The 16,789-nt window shown below is 38.8% G+C and carries 13 protein-coding genes; 9 read left to right on the top strand and 4 right to left on the bottom strand.

Annotated elements, in window-relative coordinates; genetic code table 11:
- From VSAL_RS20260 to VSAL_RS20250, 3 genes are all read left to right on the top strand, one after another.
- Complete coding sequence (locus VSAL_RS20260) at positions 1–708, top strand: aldehyde dehydrogenase family protein (protein WP_012552099.1); 708 nt, start codon at positions 1–3, stop codon at positions 706–708.
- Positions 709–827: 119 nt separating this feature from the next.
- The gene (gene putP, locus VSAL_RS20255; protein WP_012552098.1) at positions 828–2,324 is read left to right on the top strand and encodes a sodium/proline symporter PutP; all 1,497 of its coding nucleotides are present in this window, start codon (positions 828–830) and stop codon (positions 2,322–2,324) included.
- A gap of 207 nt (positions 2,325–2,531) precedes the next feature.
- Positions 2,532–2,891 carry a glutathione S-transferase N-terminal domain-containing protein gene (locus VSAL_RS20250; protein WP_012552097.1) on the top strand — a complete coding sequence of 120 codons (360 nt, stop codon included), beginning with the start codon at positions 2,532–2,534 and terminating at the stop codon, positions 2,889–2,891.
- Between the two features lie 584 nt (positions 2,892–3,475).
- Here VSAL_RS20250 and phnX read toward each other — a convergent pair.
- From phnX to phnW, 3 genes are read right to left on the bottom strand one after another with little or no spacing between them, the layout of a single operon-like run.
- Positions 3,476–4,336, bottom strand: a complete 861-nt coding sequence (phnX, locus tag VSAL_RS20240; RefSeq protein ID WP_017021902.1) for a phosphonoacetaldehyde hydrolase — start codon at positions 4,334–4,336, stop codon at positions 3,476–3,478.
- Positions 4,329–5,708, bottom strand: a complete 1,380-nt coding sequence (locus VSAL_RS20235) for an aspartate aminotransferase family protein (RefSeq protein ID WP_012552094.1) — start codon at positions 5,706–5,708, stop codon at positions 4,329–4,331. Before VSAL_RS20235 ends, phnX begins: the two co-directional genes overlap by 8 nt.
- Positions 5,705–6,823: a 2-aminoethylphosphonate--pyruvate transaminase gene (phnW, locus tag VSAL_RS20230; protein WP_044583594.1), complete on the bottom strand. Its 1,119-nt coding sequence runs from the start codon at positions 6,821–6,823 to the stop codon at positions 5,705–5,707. Before phnW ends, VSAL_RS20235 begins: the two co-directional genes overlap by 4 nt.
- Positions 6,824–7,056: 233 nt before the next feature.
- On the opposite strand from phnW, the gene VSAL_RS20225 reads away from it, so the two are divergent.
- The 3 genes from VSAL_RS20225 to VSAL_RS20215 all read left to right on the top strand — a co-directional run bounded on the left by VSAL_RS20225 (position 7,057) and on the right by VSAL_RS20215 (position 10,390).
- Positions 7,057–8,061, top strand: a complete 1,005-nt coding sequence (locus tag VSAL_RS20225; RefSeq protein WP_044583593.1) for a putative 2-aminoethylphosphonate ABC transporter substrate-binding protein — start codon at positions 7,057–7,059, stop codon at positions 8,059–8,061.
- Positions 8,062–8,229: 168 nt separating this feature from the next.
- Positions 8,230–9,342 (top strand): putative 2-aminoethylphosphonate ABC transporter ATP-binding protein, encoded by a 1,113-nt coding sequence (locus tag VSAL_RS20220; RefSeq protein ID WP_012552091.1) that lies wholly within the window; start codon positions 8,230–8,232, stop codon positions 9,340–9,342.
- A gap of 166 nt (positions 9,343–9,508) precedes the next feature.
- On the top strand, positions 9,509–10,390 hold the full coding sequence (locus VSAL_RS20215) for an IS982-like element ISVsa6 family transposase (protein WP_012548944.1): 882 nt from the start codon (positions 9,509–9,511) through the stop codon (positions 10,388–10,390).
- 326 nt (positions 10,391–10,716) lie between these two features.
- On the opposite strand, the gene VSAL_RS23055 is transcribed toward VSAL_RS20215, so the two are convergent.
- A protein-coding gene (locus VSAL_RS23055) for an IS630-like element ISVsa8 family transposase (RefSeq protein WP_085941784.1) occupies positions 10,717–11,723 on the bottom strand; the annotation gives its coding sequence in 2 pieces (ribosomal slippage) (positions 10,717–11,345 and positions 11,345–11,723; 1,008 coding nt in all).
- Between the two features lie 139 nt (positions 11,724–11,862).
- Between VSAL_RS23055 and VSAL_RS20200 the strand changes: the two genes are divergently transcribed.
- The 3 genes from VSAL_RS20200 to VSAL_RS20190 all read left to right on the top strand — a co-directional run bounded on the left by VSAL_RS20200 (position 11,863) and on the right by VSAL_RS20190 (position 16,705).
- Entirely contained in the window at positions 11,863–15,186 is a 3,324-nt protein-coding gene (locus VSAL_RS20200) for a LamG-like jellyroll fold domain-containing protein (protein WP_012552090.1), read from the top strand.
- 42 nt (positions 15,187–15,228) lie between these two features.
- A complete protein-coding gene (locus VSAL_RS20195) occupies positions 15,229–15,837 on the top strand; it encodes a LamG domain-containing protein (protein WP_012552089.1) in 609 nt (202 codons plus the stop codon).
- Between the two features lie 61 nt (positions 15,838–15,898).
- Entirely contained in the window at positions 15,899–16,705 is an 807-nt protein-coding gene (locus VSAL_RS20190) for a tetratricopeptide repeat protein (RefSeq protein ID WP_044583592.1), read from the top strand.
- Positions 16,706–16,789: the final 84 nt, after the last annotated feature.

Here is a 16,789-nt window from a genome sequence, read left to right as displayed (position 1 = left end):
ATGACATCTATTACACAACTTATTGATTCTGCTCTTTCTCAACCAGAGAAATCATGGGCGCAATTGTCAGTATCGACACGTTCAGAGAAGTTAATTGAATGGTCACACGCATTAGCTGAACACCCTAAATTTGGTGTGCTTGCTGAAAAAATGGTGCGTTTTCAATGCCAAAGAGCGCAACAGTTAATTTCAGAAACTCAATTAATGCCAGGGCCAACAGGAGAAAGTAACGAACTCTACACCGCACCTAGAGGTGTTTTTTACATCACTTCGGATGAAAAACCATCAGTTGTTGCATTGATGGGTCAAATAACTGCAGCATTAATTGCAGGAAACGCTATTATTGTCGGCCTTCCGAGTGGGGAGTCTGATATCGCCTCGTTAATTGTGGATGGTTTACATAATGTAAATGTACCGACCACGATTGTCCAACAGGTGAATTTTTCAGAAAAAGACATAAATGATGTCCGATTAGCGGGCGTTTGCTTTGTGGGAAGTGAGCAGAGAGAAATCGAGCTTAACCAACAATTAGCAAAGAGAGATGGATTATTAGCGCAATTGATCGCAGAAACGGATCAAGAACGCCTGACAAATACTACCGATCCTCATTTTGTTCTACGCTTTATTACAGAGCGCACTCGAACAATAAATGTAACGGCAGTGGGCGGTAACGCTACATTGTTGGAACTTGGAGGTGGTAATCATTAACGAACACATGATGTGATCGTGAGTCATTGCTTTTTTTGCACTATAAAAATATTACAGCAAAGAAGTAACGTAAGAGGGCTATTGGCCCTCATTACTGCCAATAATATAAAGGAAATAGAATGATAGAAAATAACTTTGCCATTACAGGCACGTTTTTAACTTACCTTGTTGTGATGCTCGCTATTGGTATTTATGCTTATAAACGTACCAACAATTCATCAGATTACTTTTTAGGTGGACGTACATTAGGGCCTTGGCCTGCTGCATTATCTGCCGGTGCTTCAGACATGAGTGGTTGGTTGCTGCTTGGTTTACCAGGTTATGCTTACGCTGCCGGTCTTGAGTCATTATGGCTTGCGGGTGGTCTACTACTTGGTACTTGGTTAAATTGGTTGATCTGTGCTAAACGTCTAAGAACGTACAGTATTACTACGGATGATGCCTTAACTCTGCCGGAGTATTTATCTCGCCGATTTAATGATAATTCAAAATTGATTCAGACAATTTCTGCTTTGTTTATCCTTCTGTTCTTCCTTTTCTACACCAGTTCAGGCTTGGTTGCTGGCGGTAAATTATTTGAAACTGTATTCGGTCTTGATTATAAAGTTGCCGTTGTTATAGGCACGCTGTGTGTTGTTTCATATACTTTATTTGGTGGTTTCCTTGCGGTTGCTTGGACGGATTTGGTTCAAGGTTTATTAATGTCAGCGGCATTGATGATCGTACCAATTGCAGCAATGCAGGGTGGATTCAGCCAACTTAATACTGATCTTGTGGCGATTAACCCTGAGTTACTGACGTTATGGACAGGTATGGACGGTAACCCACTAAGTGCGGTGGCTATCATCTCATTAGCGGCGTGGGGCTTAGGTTACTTTGGTCAACCTCATATCCTTGCTCGTTTCCTTGCTTCTCGTTCAAATAAAGATTTAACGACCGCTCGTCGTATTGCGGTTATTTGGACTGCGCTTTCAATGGCAGGTGCAGTATTAGTTGGTCTTGTTGGTTTGCTTTATGTTAATGGTGAAATGGCAGGTCAAGTGATTGATGGTGAAAAAGTCTTCATGTTATTAGTGAATGCGATTTTCCATCCTGCGATTGCGGGTATCCTACTTGCCGCTATTCTTGCTGCAATCATGAGTACTGCAGATTCTCAGTTACTGGTTTCTTCATCTGCGCTTGCGGAAGATTTATATAAGCAACTTGTGAATAAAGACGCAACGAGCAAAGACATTGTTAATGTTGGCCGTTTTGCCGTTATTGCATTGTCTATTATTGCGTTAGCACTAGCCATGAACCCAGATAGCTCAGTGCTTGGTTTGGTGTCTTATGCATGGGCTGGTTTTGGTGCTGCGTTTGGTCCTGCGATCATCCTAAGCTTGTACTGGAAAGGCATGAATCGTAATGGTGCGCTTGCTGGTATCGTTATTGGTGGTTTAACGATTGTTGTCTGGAAACAGTTAACGGGTGGCTTGTTTGATATCTACGAAATCGTTCCTGGGATTATCTTTGCAACGACAGCAATTATTGTTGTTAGCAAACTAACGGGTGAACCTGAAGAAAAAGTTCGTAAACAACACGAACAATTTGAACGTAACCTTGTTGAGTTTGACTAACCTTAGTTAATCAATAAGTAAATAAAGCCCCAAATAGAGTGCTCTCTTTTGGGGCTTTTTTTTGTGTTGAATATAAAGAAGCAGATTGATTCTTTGCTTATTATTATGAGTTACATCATCTAATTAATGGCATTGATATAAGGCTCTGTTACAATCGCGTTAGTTAAATGCAACAGATAATAATTATTATTTACTAGGAGTGTAAAAATGAAGTTAATCCGCTTGGTGCTTGGCAAAGTTATTTTGGGATTAGATTGTGTGTTTACGCCTTCAGGGGTCAAACGTGATCCAGCTAAACAAACAGAAATTGACGCAGAAACGGCGAACTATTCGTTATATCAATTTGAAGCTTGTCCGTTTTGTGTGAAAGTTCGTCGTACAATTAAGCGCCAATCACTGAAAATTGAATTGCGTGACGCAAAAAATAATGAAGAGCATAAAGCCGCATTATTAGCGGGTGGTGGACGAGTAAAAGTGCCATGCCTGCGTATTGATGAGAATGGCGAAACAACGTGGATGTATGAATCTTCAGATATTATGGCTTTCTTAGAAAAAAAATACCCTTAATATTCATAATGTTAAATTAACTCTAAAGTGGTAGTTGATGTGGCGTGCTTATTTAAGTACGCTTTTTTTATGTATATATTATGTATATATTATGTAAAATATCAATGGTTTGCATATATTAAATTGATTGTTAATACTTCTATTATTAGACTTTGTAGCTACTTTATGAGACTCAAGTCACAAAAAGTCTTGATTTAAGTTACCGTTCAGTTAAACTGCTTTTTGTGACTTGATCACAATAAAATAAAAACACATTAGGCTAGTTATTATGGATAAAATGAGTACAACTCATAAATGGTCAATTAAAAATTGTCCCAAGGATATAGAGAGCCAAGTTTTATCTGTTATTGGATTAATCGATAAGAAAGGTTCAGCATCAGACATGGATCTCTGCAAGATCTTTGGTGAAGTATTATGGAGTGATGGGAAATATTTCAATTCTCACGCATTTCGCTTCCTATTTGATCATGAGACTCTTTCATGTGAAGTAACGAAGAGACACTTACACTAAAGTAAACAAGCTATGTATTTTTAAGGCCATTATTATTCCCCAATAATGGCCTTTTTTAATGTGTATTATATGACTAAGGCCTTTCACCTGCGAGTAATCGCGTTTCAATATCGGCAATCACTTCTGGTAAATCTGCAATAGTATCAATCAAGTAATGAGGGGTGGATTTTTGCAGCTTTAAGCGTGCTTTTTCTCTGGCAACACTCAGTGTCTCTGCATCTGCGGCTTGATATTCTTCATACGTTAATCCTGCTTCATTGCCTGATAATAGTAATCCAACCGTCCACATACCGGCATTATGGCCTTCATCAATGCCGGGTGCAGCATCATCGACTTTAATGCAGGTACTTACGTTAGTCACGCCTAATTCAATGGCATTTTTTAGAGCCATGAACGCAGCAGGACGGCCACCTTGAGGTAAGTCATCCGTAGCGACAACATAATCAGGGTGATAGCCATATTTTGCCGCTGCAGGGATTAAAATATCCATGACCTCACGCGGATAGCCAGAACATGACCCAATTTTTATCCCTTTGTCTTTCAGATCATTGACGACGTCAATGGCGTTTAAAATCGGCTCGGCATGATCCGCCACTTTGGCTTTTTGTAGTGGCATAAACGTTGCGTAAATATGATCGATTTCTTCGCTTGTCATTGCGTGCCCAAATTGTTGGTGCCATCTTTGATTCACTGATGGAAGTTTACCAACCGCTTCAATGTGTTGCCATTTTCCTAACCCCATTGGTTCTCGTGCTTCAGCAAGATTAATGTCGAAATTAAAACCACTTTTAAAGGCCTCAACAAAAATACTGGTGGGTGCAAAAGAACCAAAATCGACAATGGTGCCAGCCCAATCAAAGATAACCGCTTGAACAGGGCTGTCTTGTAAAAGAGGGGTGTGTGCTGGAAATGGGTTAAACGCTAAATTAGACATAGTTGAAATCCTTACATACTTTGGCAATTGCTTGTTCAAAAATAATCAGAGCTTGCGTTAGCTCTTCACGAGAAATAATGAGTGGTGGACTGAGTTGAATGACGTTGCCTTGCGATACTTTAAAGCTCAGGCCATCATTTAAACATTGATACAACACGGCTTCGGCTTCATCAAAGGCGCGTGTTTTTGTTATAGGGCTGGTTACTAACTCAACCCCCCAAAGCAACCCAATACCGCGAACATCGCCGATAACTTGATACTTTGCTTTCATTGTGTTGAGATAATGATGGATGAATTGACCGTCGTGGCGAACTTTTTCAAGCAAGTTGTTTTGTTCAATTGTTTCCATTACCGCGAGTGCCGCAGCGCAACCCACAGGGCTTTTCTCATGAGTGTAATGACCCAAAGAGACGTTCGCCGCGGTATTGTATTTGTCTTTTGTGATCATGGCGGCAATAGGGATTAATCCTCCGCCTAATCCTTTACCGATACATAAAATGTCAGGTTCAATGTCGTAGGCTTGGTGCGTAAACCATTCACCACTCCGACCCATACCATTTGGAATATCGTCGATAATTAATAGCACATTGTGTTTATCGCAAATTTCTCGAATACGCTTCCAATACGCTTTACTCGGCACTTGCACATCGGTATTTCGAACGGCTTCAGCAATAAACACGCCGATGCCGCCTTCTTTTTCGATGACATATTCTAAATAATCAGCGTAATGAACATCGCTGCCATCTGAAGATGGAAAGGCACCACGATAAGTGACCGCCGGAGGGATACGTTCTACGCCTGCTAATAATGGCCCCATTCCTTCACGAAAACAGGCTTCACCGCCCACAGAAATTGCGTCTAAAGAAGCTCCGTGAAAGGAATCCCACAATGAAACAACTTTAAAGTTGCCCGTAATGTGACGAGCCAGTTTTAAGGCCATGCCAATGATGGAAGTACCACCGGGTGCAAATAAGACTCTATTAAGCTCACCGCCACAGATCTCGGTGAGTTTTTCGGCACACTCAATCGCTATTGAGTTAGTAAAGCGTCTTGGTGAAAAAGGCAATTTTGCGATTTGCTCGGTCACTTTTTTTATGACATGAGGATGACCATAGCCAAGCTGATGAACGTTGTTACCGTGAAAATCGAGGTATTTTTTCCCTCTCGTGTCTTGTAAATAAACCCCTTCCGCCCCTTGTAGAGAATCTAAACAGGGGGTCGACATGGCTTGATGTAAAAACACGTTCGAATCGCGAGTTAATAAGGATTGGGTTGATTCATCTTGCAGTGATTCATTCCACAGACTGCGAGCTAGAGTCGTATTTACATCCCCTTCACTACGAAAATGGGGGGTGATCAGTAATTCGCTCATGCTGAAACCGTTTCCCAATACATGGCATTTTCAACGGCTGAGATTAATCGTTGGATGTCTTTAGGGTAAACGTCGCCAATATTACCAATACGGAAGCAATCCGCATTAGAAACTTTACCGGGGTAGATAACAAAGCCTTGTACTTTTAAACGAGCATAAAACTCCTTGAATTGGTAATCGTCGTGCGCTGGGGAGTAAAAGGAAGTAATGATTGGTGAGTGCAACTCGTCACTTAATAACGGTTCAAAGCCTAAGCCTCGCATGCCTGACACCAAGGTAGTTTGGTTGGTTTGATAACGTGTGTGTCTGGCGGTAATGCCCCCTTCGATTTCTAATTCAAGTAAGGCTTGGTAGAAAGCTCTTACGGTATGAGTAGGGGAAGTGAAACGCCATTTCCCTTGGTTTTTCTCCATGCAATCCCACTGGTCATAAAGATCCAAAGTGAGAGAGCGAGCACGGCCTTTACATTGTTCAAGTTCCGATTGTTTAGCGATAACAAAACCAAAACCGGGAACGCCTTGAATGCATTTATTAGCCGAACTGATCATGTAATCAATACCAAGATCGGCAATATCCATTGGGATACCACCAAAGCTAGACATCGCATCTAGAATAACAATTTTATTGTGTTGTTTCGCTAAGGCGGCAATGGGTTCGATAGGGTTAAGCATGCCCGTCGTGGTTTCACAATGAACAATAGCAACATGGGTAATGCTTGGATCGGTGATGAGTGCATTTTCAACCTCACTGAGTGTTGGCTGTGCGGTTTCACCCGGTGAAATAACATGGCACGGAATAGATAAATACTGAGCTATTTGTGCAATACGTGCCCCATAAGCCCCATAAGCCCCATTATCAACCACCAGTAGTTTGCCATTCTTATCAATCACGCTGCCAATCGTTGCTTCAACAGAAGCAGTACCACTGCCTTGCATTAATACACTGGTATACCCTAATTTCTCGGTAGCCAAAGCAACCAGTTTGTCACGAATAACCTCAACGACATCAATATTGTATTCGTCGTCCCAAGTACACCAGTCTTTTAGCATGGCGTTGCGAACTGTCGGTGTGGTAGACAGTGGACCCGGAGTTAAAAGCAGATATTCATTTTTCATGTTAAATTCCATTTTGGTATATATCAGTTTGTATTTTTACTCTATCAACATAATTTCAGCCTGATAATAGGCAAATGGCAAGATTCACAAAAGGTTCATATCTCGGCGTGTTATCGGCTTTATTCCGCTAATTATCATTAAATTGCCATCATTCGTTCATATTTTCGTCATAATTCGTTTTTATGGTGGTAGGTAATTTAATGGTACATACCAATTTAAGGATGGAGAGGATAATGAAAAACCGTTTTATGAAAGGATCACTGACAGCACTTATATCATTGTTAGCAACGAATGCGTTTGCAGCACAAGAAGTCACGGTTTATACCGCTTTTGAAACGGATCTACTTGCCAAATATAAATCGGCATTTGAGACCGATAATCCAGACATTGAAATTAAATGGGTTCGTGATTCAACGGGGATAATGACGGCGAAATTATTGGCAGAAAAAAACAACCCACAAGCCGAAGTGGTTTGGGGCTTGGCTGGGTCATCATTGGCATTATTAAAAAATGAAGGTGTAGTAAAGCCTTACATGCCAGCAAATGAAGATGAATTAAAGGACGCATTAGTTGATCCTCAAGCCAATAAAGCGTGGTATGGAAATTACGCTTTTTTCAATGCCATTTGTTTTAATGAAATCGTAGCAAAACAATATAACTTACCGAAACCGACATCATGGGAAGAGTTAACAAAGCCTATTTATAAGGGGCATATCGCGATGCCTAACCCTGCATCATCGGGAACGGGTTACATGCAAGTTTCTGCTTGGATCCAAAATATGGGGGATGATAAAGCATGGAACTACATGAAAAGATTGGATAATAATATTGCTCATTATACGCACTCAGGGTCTAAGCCTTGTGTTCAGGCAGGAATGGGAGAAGTGGCCATTGGTATTTCTATGGCAACAAGAGGCGCGAAATTAAAAACACAGGGTGCGCCATTAGATGTGATCATACCTGAAGGTATTGGGTGGGAAGCGGATGCGGTTGGTTTAGTCAAACCGTCAGAGGCGGCGAAACGTGTAGTCGATTGGTCAATTTCAAAAACAGCAAACGAATTGTATATTCAATCTTATCCTGTGGTGGCTCATAAAGACGTGACAAGTGATGTGAAGAATTACCCTAACGTTCAAGAATCAATGGCTAAAATGGATTTCTCTCGTATGGGAGACGAAAGGCAAAGCGTCTTAAAAACATGGTCTGATAAATTTGATTCAAAGTCTGAATCAAAATAATCTGACGGAAATTCATGATAGAAAAGGGAGGCTCCGGTCTTCCTTTTTGTGTTTTTAATGGCCTGTCTTCTGAAGGAAACAAAACTGCAATCTTTCTTATATAAAATTGTCATTGTATTGAAATAATCAAATTCTATTATTTGGAGTATACCAAATGGAGAGTTTGAAATGATGGAAAATAAAGCGTACTTAACAATCAATAACGTAATGAAAAAATTCGGCCAATTTACGGCCTTAGAACAGATTTCTTTATCTATTGAAAAAGGAGAGTTTGTTTGTTTCTTAGGTCCTTCAGGCTGCGGTAAAACCACCTTGTTGCGATCCATTGCTGGGTTGGACTTACCAACGTCGGGCTCTATTTTTCAACACGGAAAAGAAACCACCTTTCTACCACCAGAAAAGCGAGATTTTGGAATTGTATTTCAATCTTACGCTTTATTTCCTAACCTAACGATTGAAGAAAACATAGCCATAGGCCTAAAAAATCAAGGCTATTCAAAATCGGACAGTGCCGAGAAAGTGCAATATTGGCTTGATATGATTGGCCTTCCAACGTCGGGTTCGAAATTTCCTAATCAATTATCGGGTGGACAGCAGCAGCGTGTCGCTCTTGCTAGAGCGTTGGCGTTGTCACCCGGATTATTGCTGCTTGATGAACCGCTCTCAGCTCTCGATGCAAAAGTAAGGACTCACTTACGTGATGAAATTTGTCAGCTACAGAAGAAGTTAGGTATTACGACGGTGATGGTAACGCACGATCAAGAAGAAGCGCTTTCAATGGCTGACCGTATTGTTGTTATGAATCATGGGGTGATAGAACAAGTCGGTACGCCAGAAGAAATTTATCAGCAACCTGCGACACGCTTTGTGGCTGATTTTGTCGGGTGTACTAACTTTATTCCCGCGATGGTATTGAATGAATCGATGATGCGAATTGGAGATACGGTATTGCCTTTACCATCACTTTCAAATTTAAAGCCGAATAACGGAGAGCGATTTGAATTAGCCGTGAGACCAGAGAATTTAACGTTCTTTTCTGAAAGTACGAATACCATTCCTGTGAGAATTGAAAGTTTAGAATTTCAAGGTTCGTATGTTCGAGTTGAATGTCAATTACATCGTCATGTGGACAGTGACTCTATTTACATTGATGTTGCAGCAAAAGACGCTTATGACAGTAACTTTGAACTAGGGGAAATCAGATATGTGTCGTTCTCTGAAGATAGCCTCCAAGCTTATGCGATTCCTGCTGAGTTAGCCATTTCATCAAAAGCAGCATAAAGATTTATTATGACTATGATTGTGCAACCCAAAGCAAACAAACCCTCATTGTTTACGTATTCACATTACTTAACCTGAATTCTGGATAAGGCTGAACTAATTGCCCACCTAACGATCAGATCTTTCGACCAAGAATTATTTGAACGTATTTTAAAAGGTGGGCAAGATGAATAAATTAGTTGATATATTTTGTGATGTCGATGATTTTTGTTATCAATTCTTATCTCAATGGGAAAAATACCTTGTTGAGGCTAGTGAGAGAAAAAGAAAACGTCAGTCAGTAATGTCTACTAGTGAATGTATGACTATTGTCATCGCTTTTCATCAATCAAATCATAGAGATTTCAAGAACTTCTATATCGGGTTAGTTCATCAATATTGGAAAGGATACTTTCCAAATTTACTTAGCTACACTCGATTTGTGAGCAAAATGCCTAGCCTAATCGCCCCAATGTGTGCCTATTTTCAATCTATCAAAGGTAAGCCGACTGGCATTGCTTTTGTTGACTCCACGAGTCTTAAAGTATGCCATAACATTCGAATTCCTCGCCATAAAGTCTTTGATGGTGTTGCGAAAAGAGGAAAAGGTACCATGGGATGGTTTTTCGGCTTCAAACTTCATTTATTGATTAACCATCTTGGAGAAATTATTTCGCTGAAAATCACAGCTGGCAATGTAAATGATAGGACTCCTGTACCTGATTTATGCAAAGAACTCTCGGGGAAATTGTACGCTGATAAAGGGTACATAGGTAAAAAGTTGAGTGAGAGCTTAAAGAACTCTGATGTCGATTTAGTGACTACCTCGCGAAAAAACATGAAAGCAAAAGAGATAAGTGCTTTTGATAAGGCTATGTTATCAAAGAGATACATTATCGAAACGATAAATGACCAATTGAAGAATATCTCTCAAATTGAACATAGCCGTCATCGTAGCGTGACTGGTTTCATGCTAAATGTAATTTCAGGCGTTGTGGCTTATTGTTTAAAAAAACAAAAGCCACGAATTAAGCTATCAGAATGTGAATTTGAACTAATCCTCGCTTAAAGCATGTTTTATCCAGAATTCAGGTTAATTAATTAAAAATTAAGGTTATAAATAGTCATTTACTGTAGTTGAAATGAACTCATTAATATTAGCTTTAATTTCTTCGCTACGATGACCGTTTTGAATATTATTCTTTTGGTAAAATAATAAAAGTATTCTTATTTTTAAAGGTTTTTAATGTATCGTATATTGGTTGTTTTTTTTGTATTTATTTCTTTTAGGGTCTTTTCAATAAGCTTTGATTATGATGATCTTGGAAGACTTTCATACTCTAAAGATGACTATTATGTATATGATGCAAATAATAATTTATTAACAATAAGTAGTCACGCAAAAGTTATTGTGAATTTTTCGCCGTAATAATTTAATATGTTTTTGATGTTAATACTGAGGTCTTCAAACGTTTTGAACGCTTCACATGGTAACCATTCATATTTTACTTTCTTCCACAATATCTCAATGATATTGAGCTCTGGAGAGTACGGTGGTAGATAACAAACTAATACATCATTCATCAACCACTCATGCAATTTTTGTTTAAATTTTGCTGACCTATGAAAAGAGGCATTATCTAAGATAATAAAGCATGGCTTATCGTTTTTTCGTGCGTTGATAAAGTGCTCAAATGCATCAATTACTGTATCGGTAGTTACTCTTCCTTCCGTTGTTTGAAAACTCAATTTACCTTGTCTACTTAAGAAGCCAAGAACATTGAGCCGTTTGCTGTGTGAATGAGCAGGCCTTAGCGATTGAACACCGATAGGTCCCCAACAATAAGGAAGATTAGATTTCTGACTAAAGCCTGACTCATCAAAATAAAAGAGTTCACATTTATTCGTACGTTCCATTTCAATCAATGAATTCAATATATTACTGAAATTATTGAATTTCATATCGTCACGCTTTAACTTTAATGAGTGTCGGGCTCTTTTGTAACTGTAATCACTTTTTTTATATTTCGTTTAATAGTGTCTAAGCTGGATTTTTTACCTGTTTCTTCTTCAAGTATTGCTTGTGCTCGTTTAAGTTGATGTGGCTCTTCATCAACCAATGACTTCAAACGATATACTTCTGCTTCTGTGTAAATAGGTTTTCTACCTATACGAACAGCGTCATACAATCCGAGCATTCCACAGGCTTCCCAATGGTCTATCCATGACGATATGGTCTCAAATTTAGCGTCTAAAATATCAGTTAACGCTAAAATAGAGTAGCCTTTATCACTGAGAATAATCGCATGTGCTCGTATTCTTACTCTATTTTTTGGATGATTAGCGATCGCTTCTTTTAGGGTTATTTTTTCATTGTCTGTTAAAGGATTAACTGCTTTCATTATGATATAGACACTGACGTTAAAATACTCATTTTAATACCATATGGATATATGGTAAAGGCGAAATCTTCATTCTCGAAAACTTATCATTAACTACTTAGGAAAAGATATATCAGGAAATTTTGATGATATATCTTTTGTGGAATTGTATCCAATTAATGGTTCTTATAAAAATTATTTAAGTATTACATTTAAGTGGGAAAATGAAGAATTAAATAATAGTTTTATTTATGACCTTTATATAAGTGAGGATGAAAATCCAACTCTGTATAAATCAAATAATGAATTATCTTATTTAACGGCTTCATTTGAGGATGAAGTAAAGCCTCTTTATTGGCGTGTTGTTGCTAGAAATATACAAGGAAGTAGTAAATCGAGTCAAATATTCAAAATATTTCCTTTGGATGAAGATATGGATGAAATTCCTGACCATATTGAAGCTTCGATGTGTACAAGTTCAAATAAGTCGGATACAGACGGAGATAACCTATCAGATAATAATGAAATACAACTAGGTACTAATCCTTGTAATAGTGATACAGATAGTGATGGCATTCCTGATGGTATCGAATATCAAATAGGGAGTGATCCGCTTCATCAAGATTCTGGAACAATAGTAGATAATTTTAATGAAAGTTACTGGGAAAGCTACGTTATTGATGTAGAAAAGCAGGCTAATCTTCAAGGAATAAAAGAAGAATCAGGTTCTGCATTATTAGATGTTAGTGATAATGATGGATATGCTATTAGCGGTATTGTGCCTGAAAGTGATGATTTTACTATGATGTACTGGGTTAAGAGCGATTTGCTTAAAAGTCAGCTTTCAGGAAGTAGTGACAGTTCATTATATAGACGTAGCTATTTAGGTATAAATAAATATGGTAGAGAATATGCTCGTTATGGAAGTCATAGTTCGAGTTCAGCAACTAAGCCTAATTTAATAAATATAGATGAATGGTCTCATTTAGCTTTGAGTAGTGATAACAAAGGTGTTCGGGTATATATAAATAGTGAATTGGTGTATTCGTATAGCGGTAAAAATAGCTATAAACAATCAGAGTTTGCATTGTGGTTTGGAGCTTTAAATTCAGAAGGTTTTGCTTTGCATCAATTATCTGGACAGTTGACTGATATTCAGATCTGGCGTCGGGGTTTGAGTCAGAAAGAAGTGCGTAAATATATGATTGAAATGCCAAATGGAACTGAACTCGATTTGCAAGCAGCCTATGATTTCAATCGCTGGCGTGGTGATTGGGTATATAACAACGTATCGGGTCGATATGATCTTAAGCTAGTTCACGGGGCTCATCTAACTGAGAAGGTTGGAAGCTTAGATAGTGATAGTGATGGTTTATTCGACGAAGTTGAACAATCTTTATGTACTGATCCGAATAACTCGGACAGCGACAGCGACGGCTTATTTGATGGTGAAGAGTATCAATCTGGTACAGATCCATGTCATTCAGATACAGATAACGATGGCATTGAAGATGATGCTGAATATCAAATTGGTAGCGATCCTCTAGTCCCCGATCCCAATGAGATAAATATTAATTTAGATGAAAGTTATTGGTCAAGTTATGTGAGTTATGCTGCAGTTCAAGCAGACCTTGAAGGTATCAAGGAAGAGTCAGGCTCGGGGCTATTGGATGTTAGTGATAATGATGGCTATGCCATCAGTGGCATCGCCCCTGAAGGCTCAGAATTCAGCATGATGTACTGGGTTAAAACTGATGCGATTACCCTTCAATTATCAGGAAGCAGTGATAGTTCAACTTATGGGCGCAGTTATTTAGGCGTTAGTAGGTATGGCCGAGAATATATGCATTACGGAGGAGGCTATTCCAAAAGCAGCTCAGAGCCTAAGCCAATAAAAGCAGGCGAATGGAGTCATCTTGGGATGACGCATAATGCCGAGGGCTCCCAAGTTTATATTAATGGAGAATTGATGTTTTCTCGAAATTATGACAATAAGTATAAACGCTCAGGATTGGCATTATGGATAGGGGCGCTGAATAAACAATACCTAGCAACCGATTTATTCTCAGGGCAAATAACTGATGTGCAAGTGTGGAATAGAGGGTTAACTCAAAAAGAAGTTCGTCAGTATATGGCAGAAATGCCCAAAGGTACTGAAGAAAACTTACAAGCTGCGTACGACTTTAATCGCTGGCGTGGTGATTGGGTATACAACAAAGTATCAGGTCAATATGATTTGAAATTAATGAATGGTGCTCACCTTACAGAGCAAATTAAAAAAGTGGACAGTGATGGCGATGGGATTTCTGATGGTATTGAATCTGGTTTATGTACAAACGTAAATGATCCCGACACTGATAAGGATGGTTTATCTGATGGTGATGAGCTTAATTTAGGTACAGATCCTTGCTTGTCAGATACTGATGGTGATGGAATTGAGGATGGTTTTGAGCAGCAGATAGGCAGTGACCCGCTTAATCAAGATTCTGGTGATACTAATGAGGTATTGGATGAAAGTTATTGGGAAACCTATGTGCATGATGAAACAGAGCAAGCAATAGAGCAAGGAATCCCAGAGGAAGTGGGTTCAGCGTTGTTGGACGTAACTGATAATACAGGGTATGCCATTAGTGGAATTGTGCCAAAAAGCCATGATTTTACTATGATGTATTGGGTTAAAGCGACAGAGATTAAGACTCAGATATCAGGTAGCCGTGGGGTTACATCATCTCAACAAAGTTATTTAGGAATAAATAGCAGGGGGAGAGAATATGTACGTTTTGGTAAACGGGGTTCTAATACAAGCAGCAAACCATCCCTAATTAAAGAGAATCAATGGGTGCATTTAGCGTTGAGTGTGGATGATAAAGGTATTCGTGTGTATATCAATGCAGAGTTGATGTATTTGTACAGCGGCGATAGTGGTTATGTACCTTCAAAATTTGCATTGTTGTTTGGGGCTTTAAATTCAAAAGGGGTTGTAGAAAGTTTATTACGTGGCCAGTTAACGGATGTTCAGATTTGGCATCGAGGACTAAACCAAAAAGAAATCCGTCAATATATGGTTGAAATGCCAAATGGAACTGAACTCGATTTGCAAGCAGCCTATGATTTCAATCGCTGGCGCGGTGATTGGGTATATAACAACGTATCGGGTCGATATGATCTTAAGCTAGTTCACGGGGCTCATCTAACTGAGAAGGTTGGAAGCTTAGATAGTGATAGTGATGGTTTATTCGACGAAGTTGAACGAGCTTTATGTACTGATCCAAATAACTCGGACAGCGACAGCGACGGCTTATTTGATGGTGAAGAGTATAAATTTGGTACAGATCCATGTCATTCAGATACAGATAACGATGGCATTGAAGATGACGCTGAATATCAAATTGGTAGCGATCCTCTAGTCCCCGATCCCAATGAGATAAATATTAATTTAGATGAAAGTTATTGGTCAAGTTATGTGAATTATGCTGCAGTTTAAGCAGACCTTGAAGGTATCAAGGAAGAGTCAGGCTGGGGGCTATTGGATGTTAGTGATAATGATGGCTATGCCATCAGTGGCATCGCCCCTGAAGGCTCAGAGTTCAGCATGATGTACTGGGTTAAAACTGATGCGATTACCCTTCAATTATCAGGCAGCAGTGATAGTTCAACTTATGGGCGCAGTTATTTAGGCGTTAGTAGGTATGGCCGAGAATATATGCATTACGGAGGAGGCTATTCCAAAAGCAGCTCAGAGCCTAAGCCAATAAAAGTAGGCGAATGGAGTCATCTTGGGATGACGCATAATGCCGAGGGCTCCCAAGTTTATATTAATGGAGAATTGATGTTTTCTCGAAATTATGACAATAAGTATAAACGCTCAGGATTGGCATTATGGATAGGGGCGCTGAATAAACAATACCTAGCAACCGATTTATTCTCAGGGCAAATAACTGATGTGCAAGTGTGGAATAGAGGGTTAACTCAAAAAGAAGTTCGTCAGTATATGGCAGAAATGCCAAATGGAACTGAACTTGATTTGCAAGCCGCGTATGACTTTAATCGCTGGCGTGGTGATTGGGTATACAACAAAGTATCAGGCCAATATGATTTGAAATTAGTGAATGGTGCCTATTTGAAGAAAAGATAAAGTAATTGAGAAATAAGAAAATAACCTAAGCGGTGAAATTATTATAATAAGAGAGTTTTAAATGAGAAAGTATGGAATTGTTTTTTGGTTAGTTATAGTTGCAGTACTTCTAACTGGCTGTCGTTCTGAAAAGAAATTATTAAATATAAAGCAGGTTAGTCCAACGCTTATTGAAATGGATTTAAATGAAACACCAACTCATGAACAATTGAGTGCCGCAGGTCAACTAGGTGGTGTTCTTGTACCCACAAAACCAGTTATGGATAAAGTTAGACCAAGTTCATTTGATGTATTTAGTCATTTCTCTGATGATGAAAAGGAACGAAAACTATTTGGACAAGCAATACAAAACTGGAATAAACACTCTTACTCTGATGCTGTAAATAAATTTGATAATTTTAGACAAAAATTTCCACATAGTGCTTGGACCTCTGAAGCGACATTGCATATGGCATGTAACGCTAGGTTTACTGGGCAATATACAACAGCAAACATACTTTTTAATGAAATTATTGAACAAAATAAAGACTCTGATTATATCGGGGCTCGTTTAATGACTGCTAAAGCAAAAAGTCGACTAGCAGTATTGAGGTTAATGGAAAATAATTCAGAACAAGCTAAGAATCTTTTTAGCCAAGTATATTCAGACTCGCCTGATTGGAGGTTAAAAGTATATGCATCAAATTGGTTAAGGAAACTATCTGTTCGTAAAGATAGTGCAGGAAGCTTACTTGATTGTGGAACTAGAGCCCTATCATATTTACTAGAAAAAGATGGATTTTATGAAGATGCAGAGAGTGTTTTGGGATATATACCAGATAACGAAAATGGTTTTAGTATTTCTGAATTGATTCTATTAAGTAGTTAATGATAAGTTTTCGAGAATGAAGATTTCGCCTTTACCATATATCCATATATCCATATGGTATTAAAATGAGTATTTTAACGTCAG

The sequence above is a fragment of the Aliivibrio salmonicida LFI1238 genome (genome assembly GCF_000196495.1).
Classification (GTDB): Bacteria; Pseudomonadota; Gammaproteobacteria; order Enterobacterales; family Vibrionaceae; genus Aliivibrio; species Aliivibrio salmonicida.
This window is presented reverse-complemented; position numbering and strand designations above follow the sequence as displayed.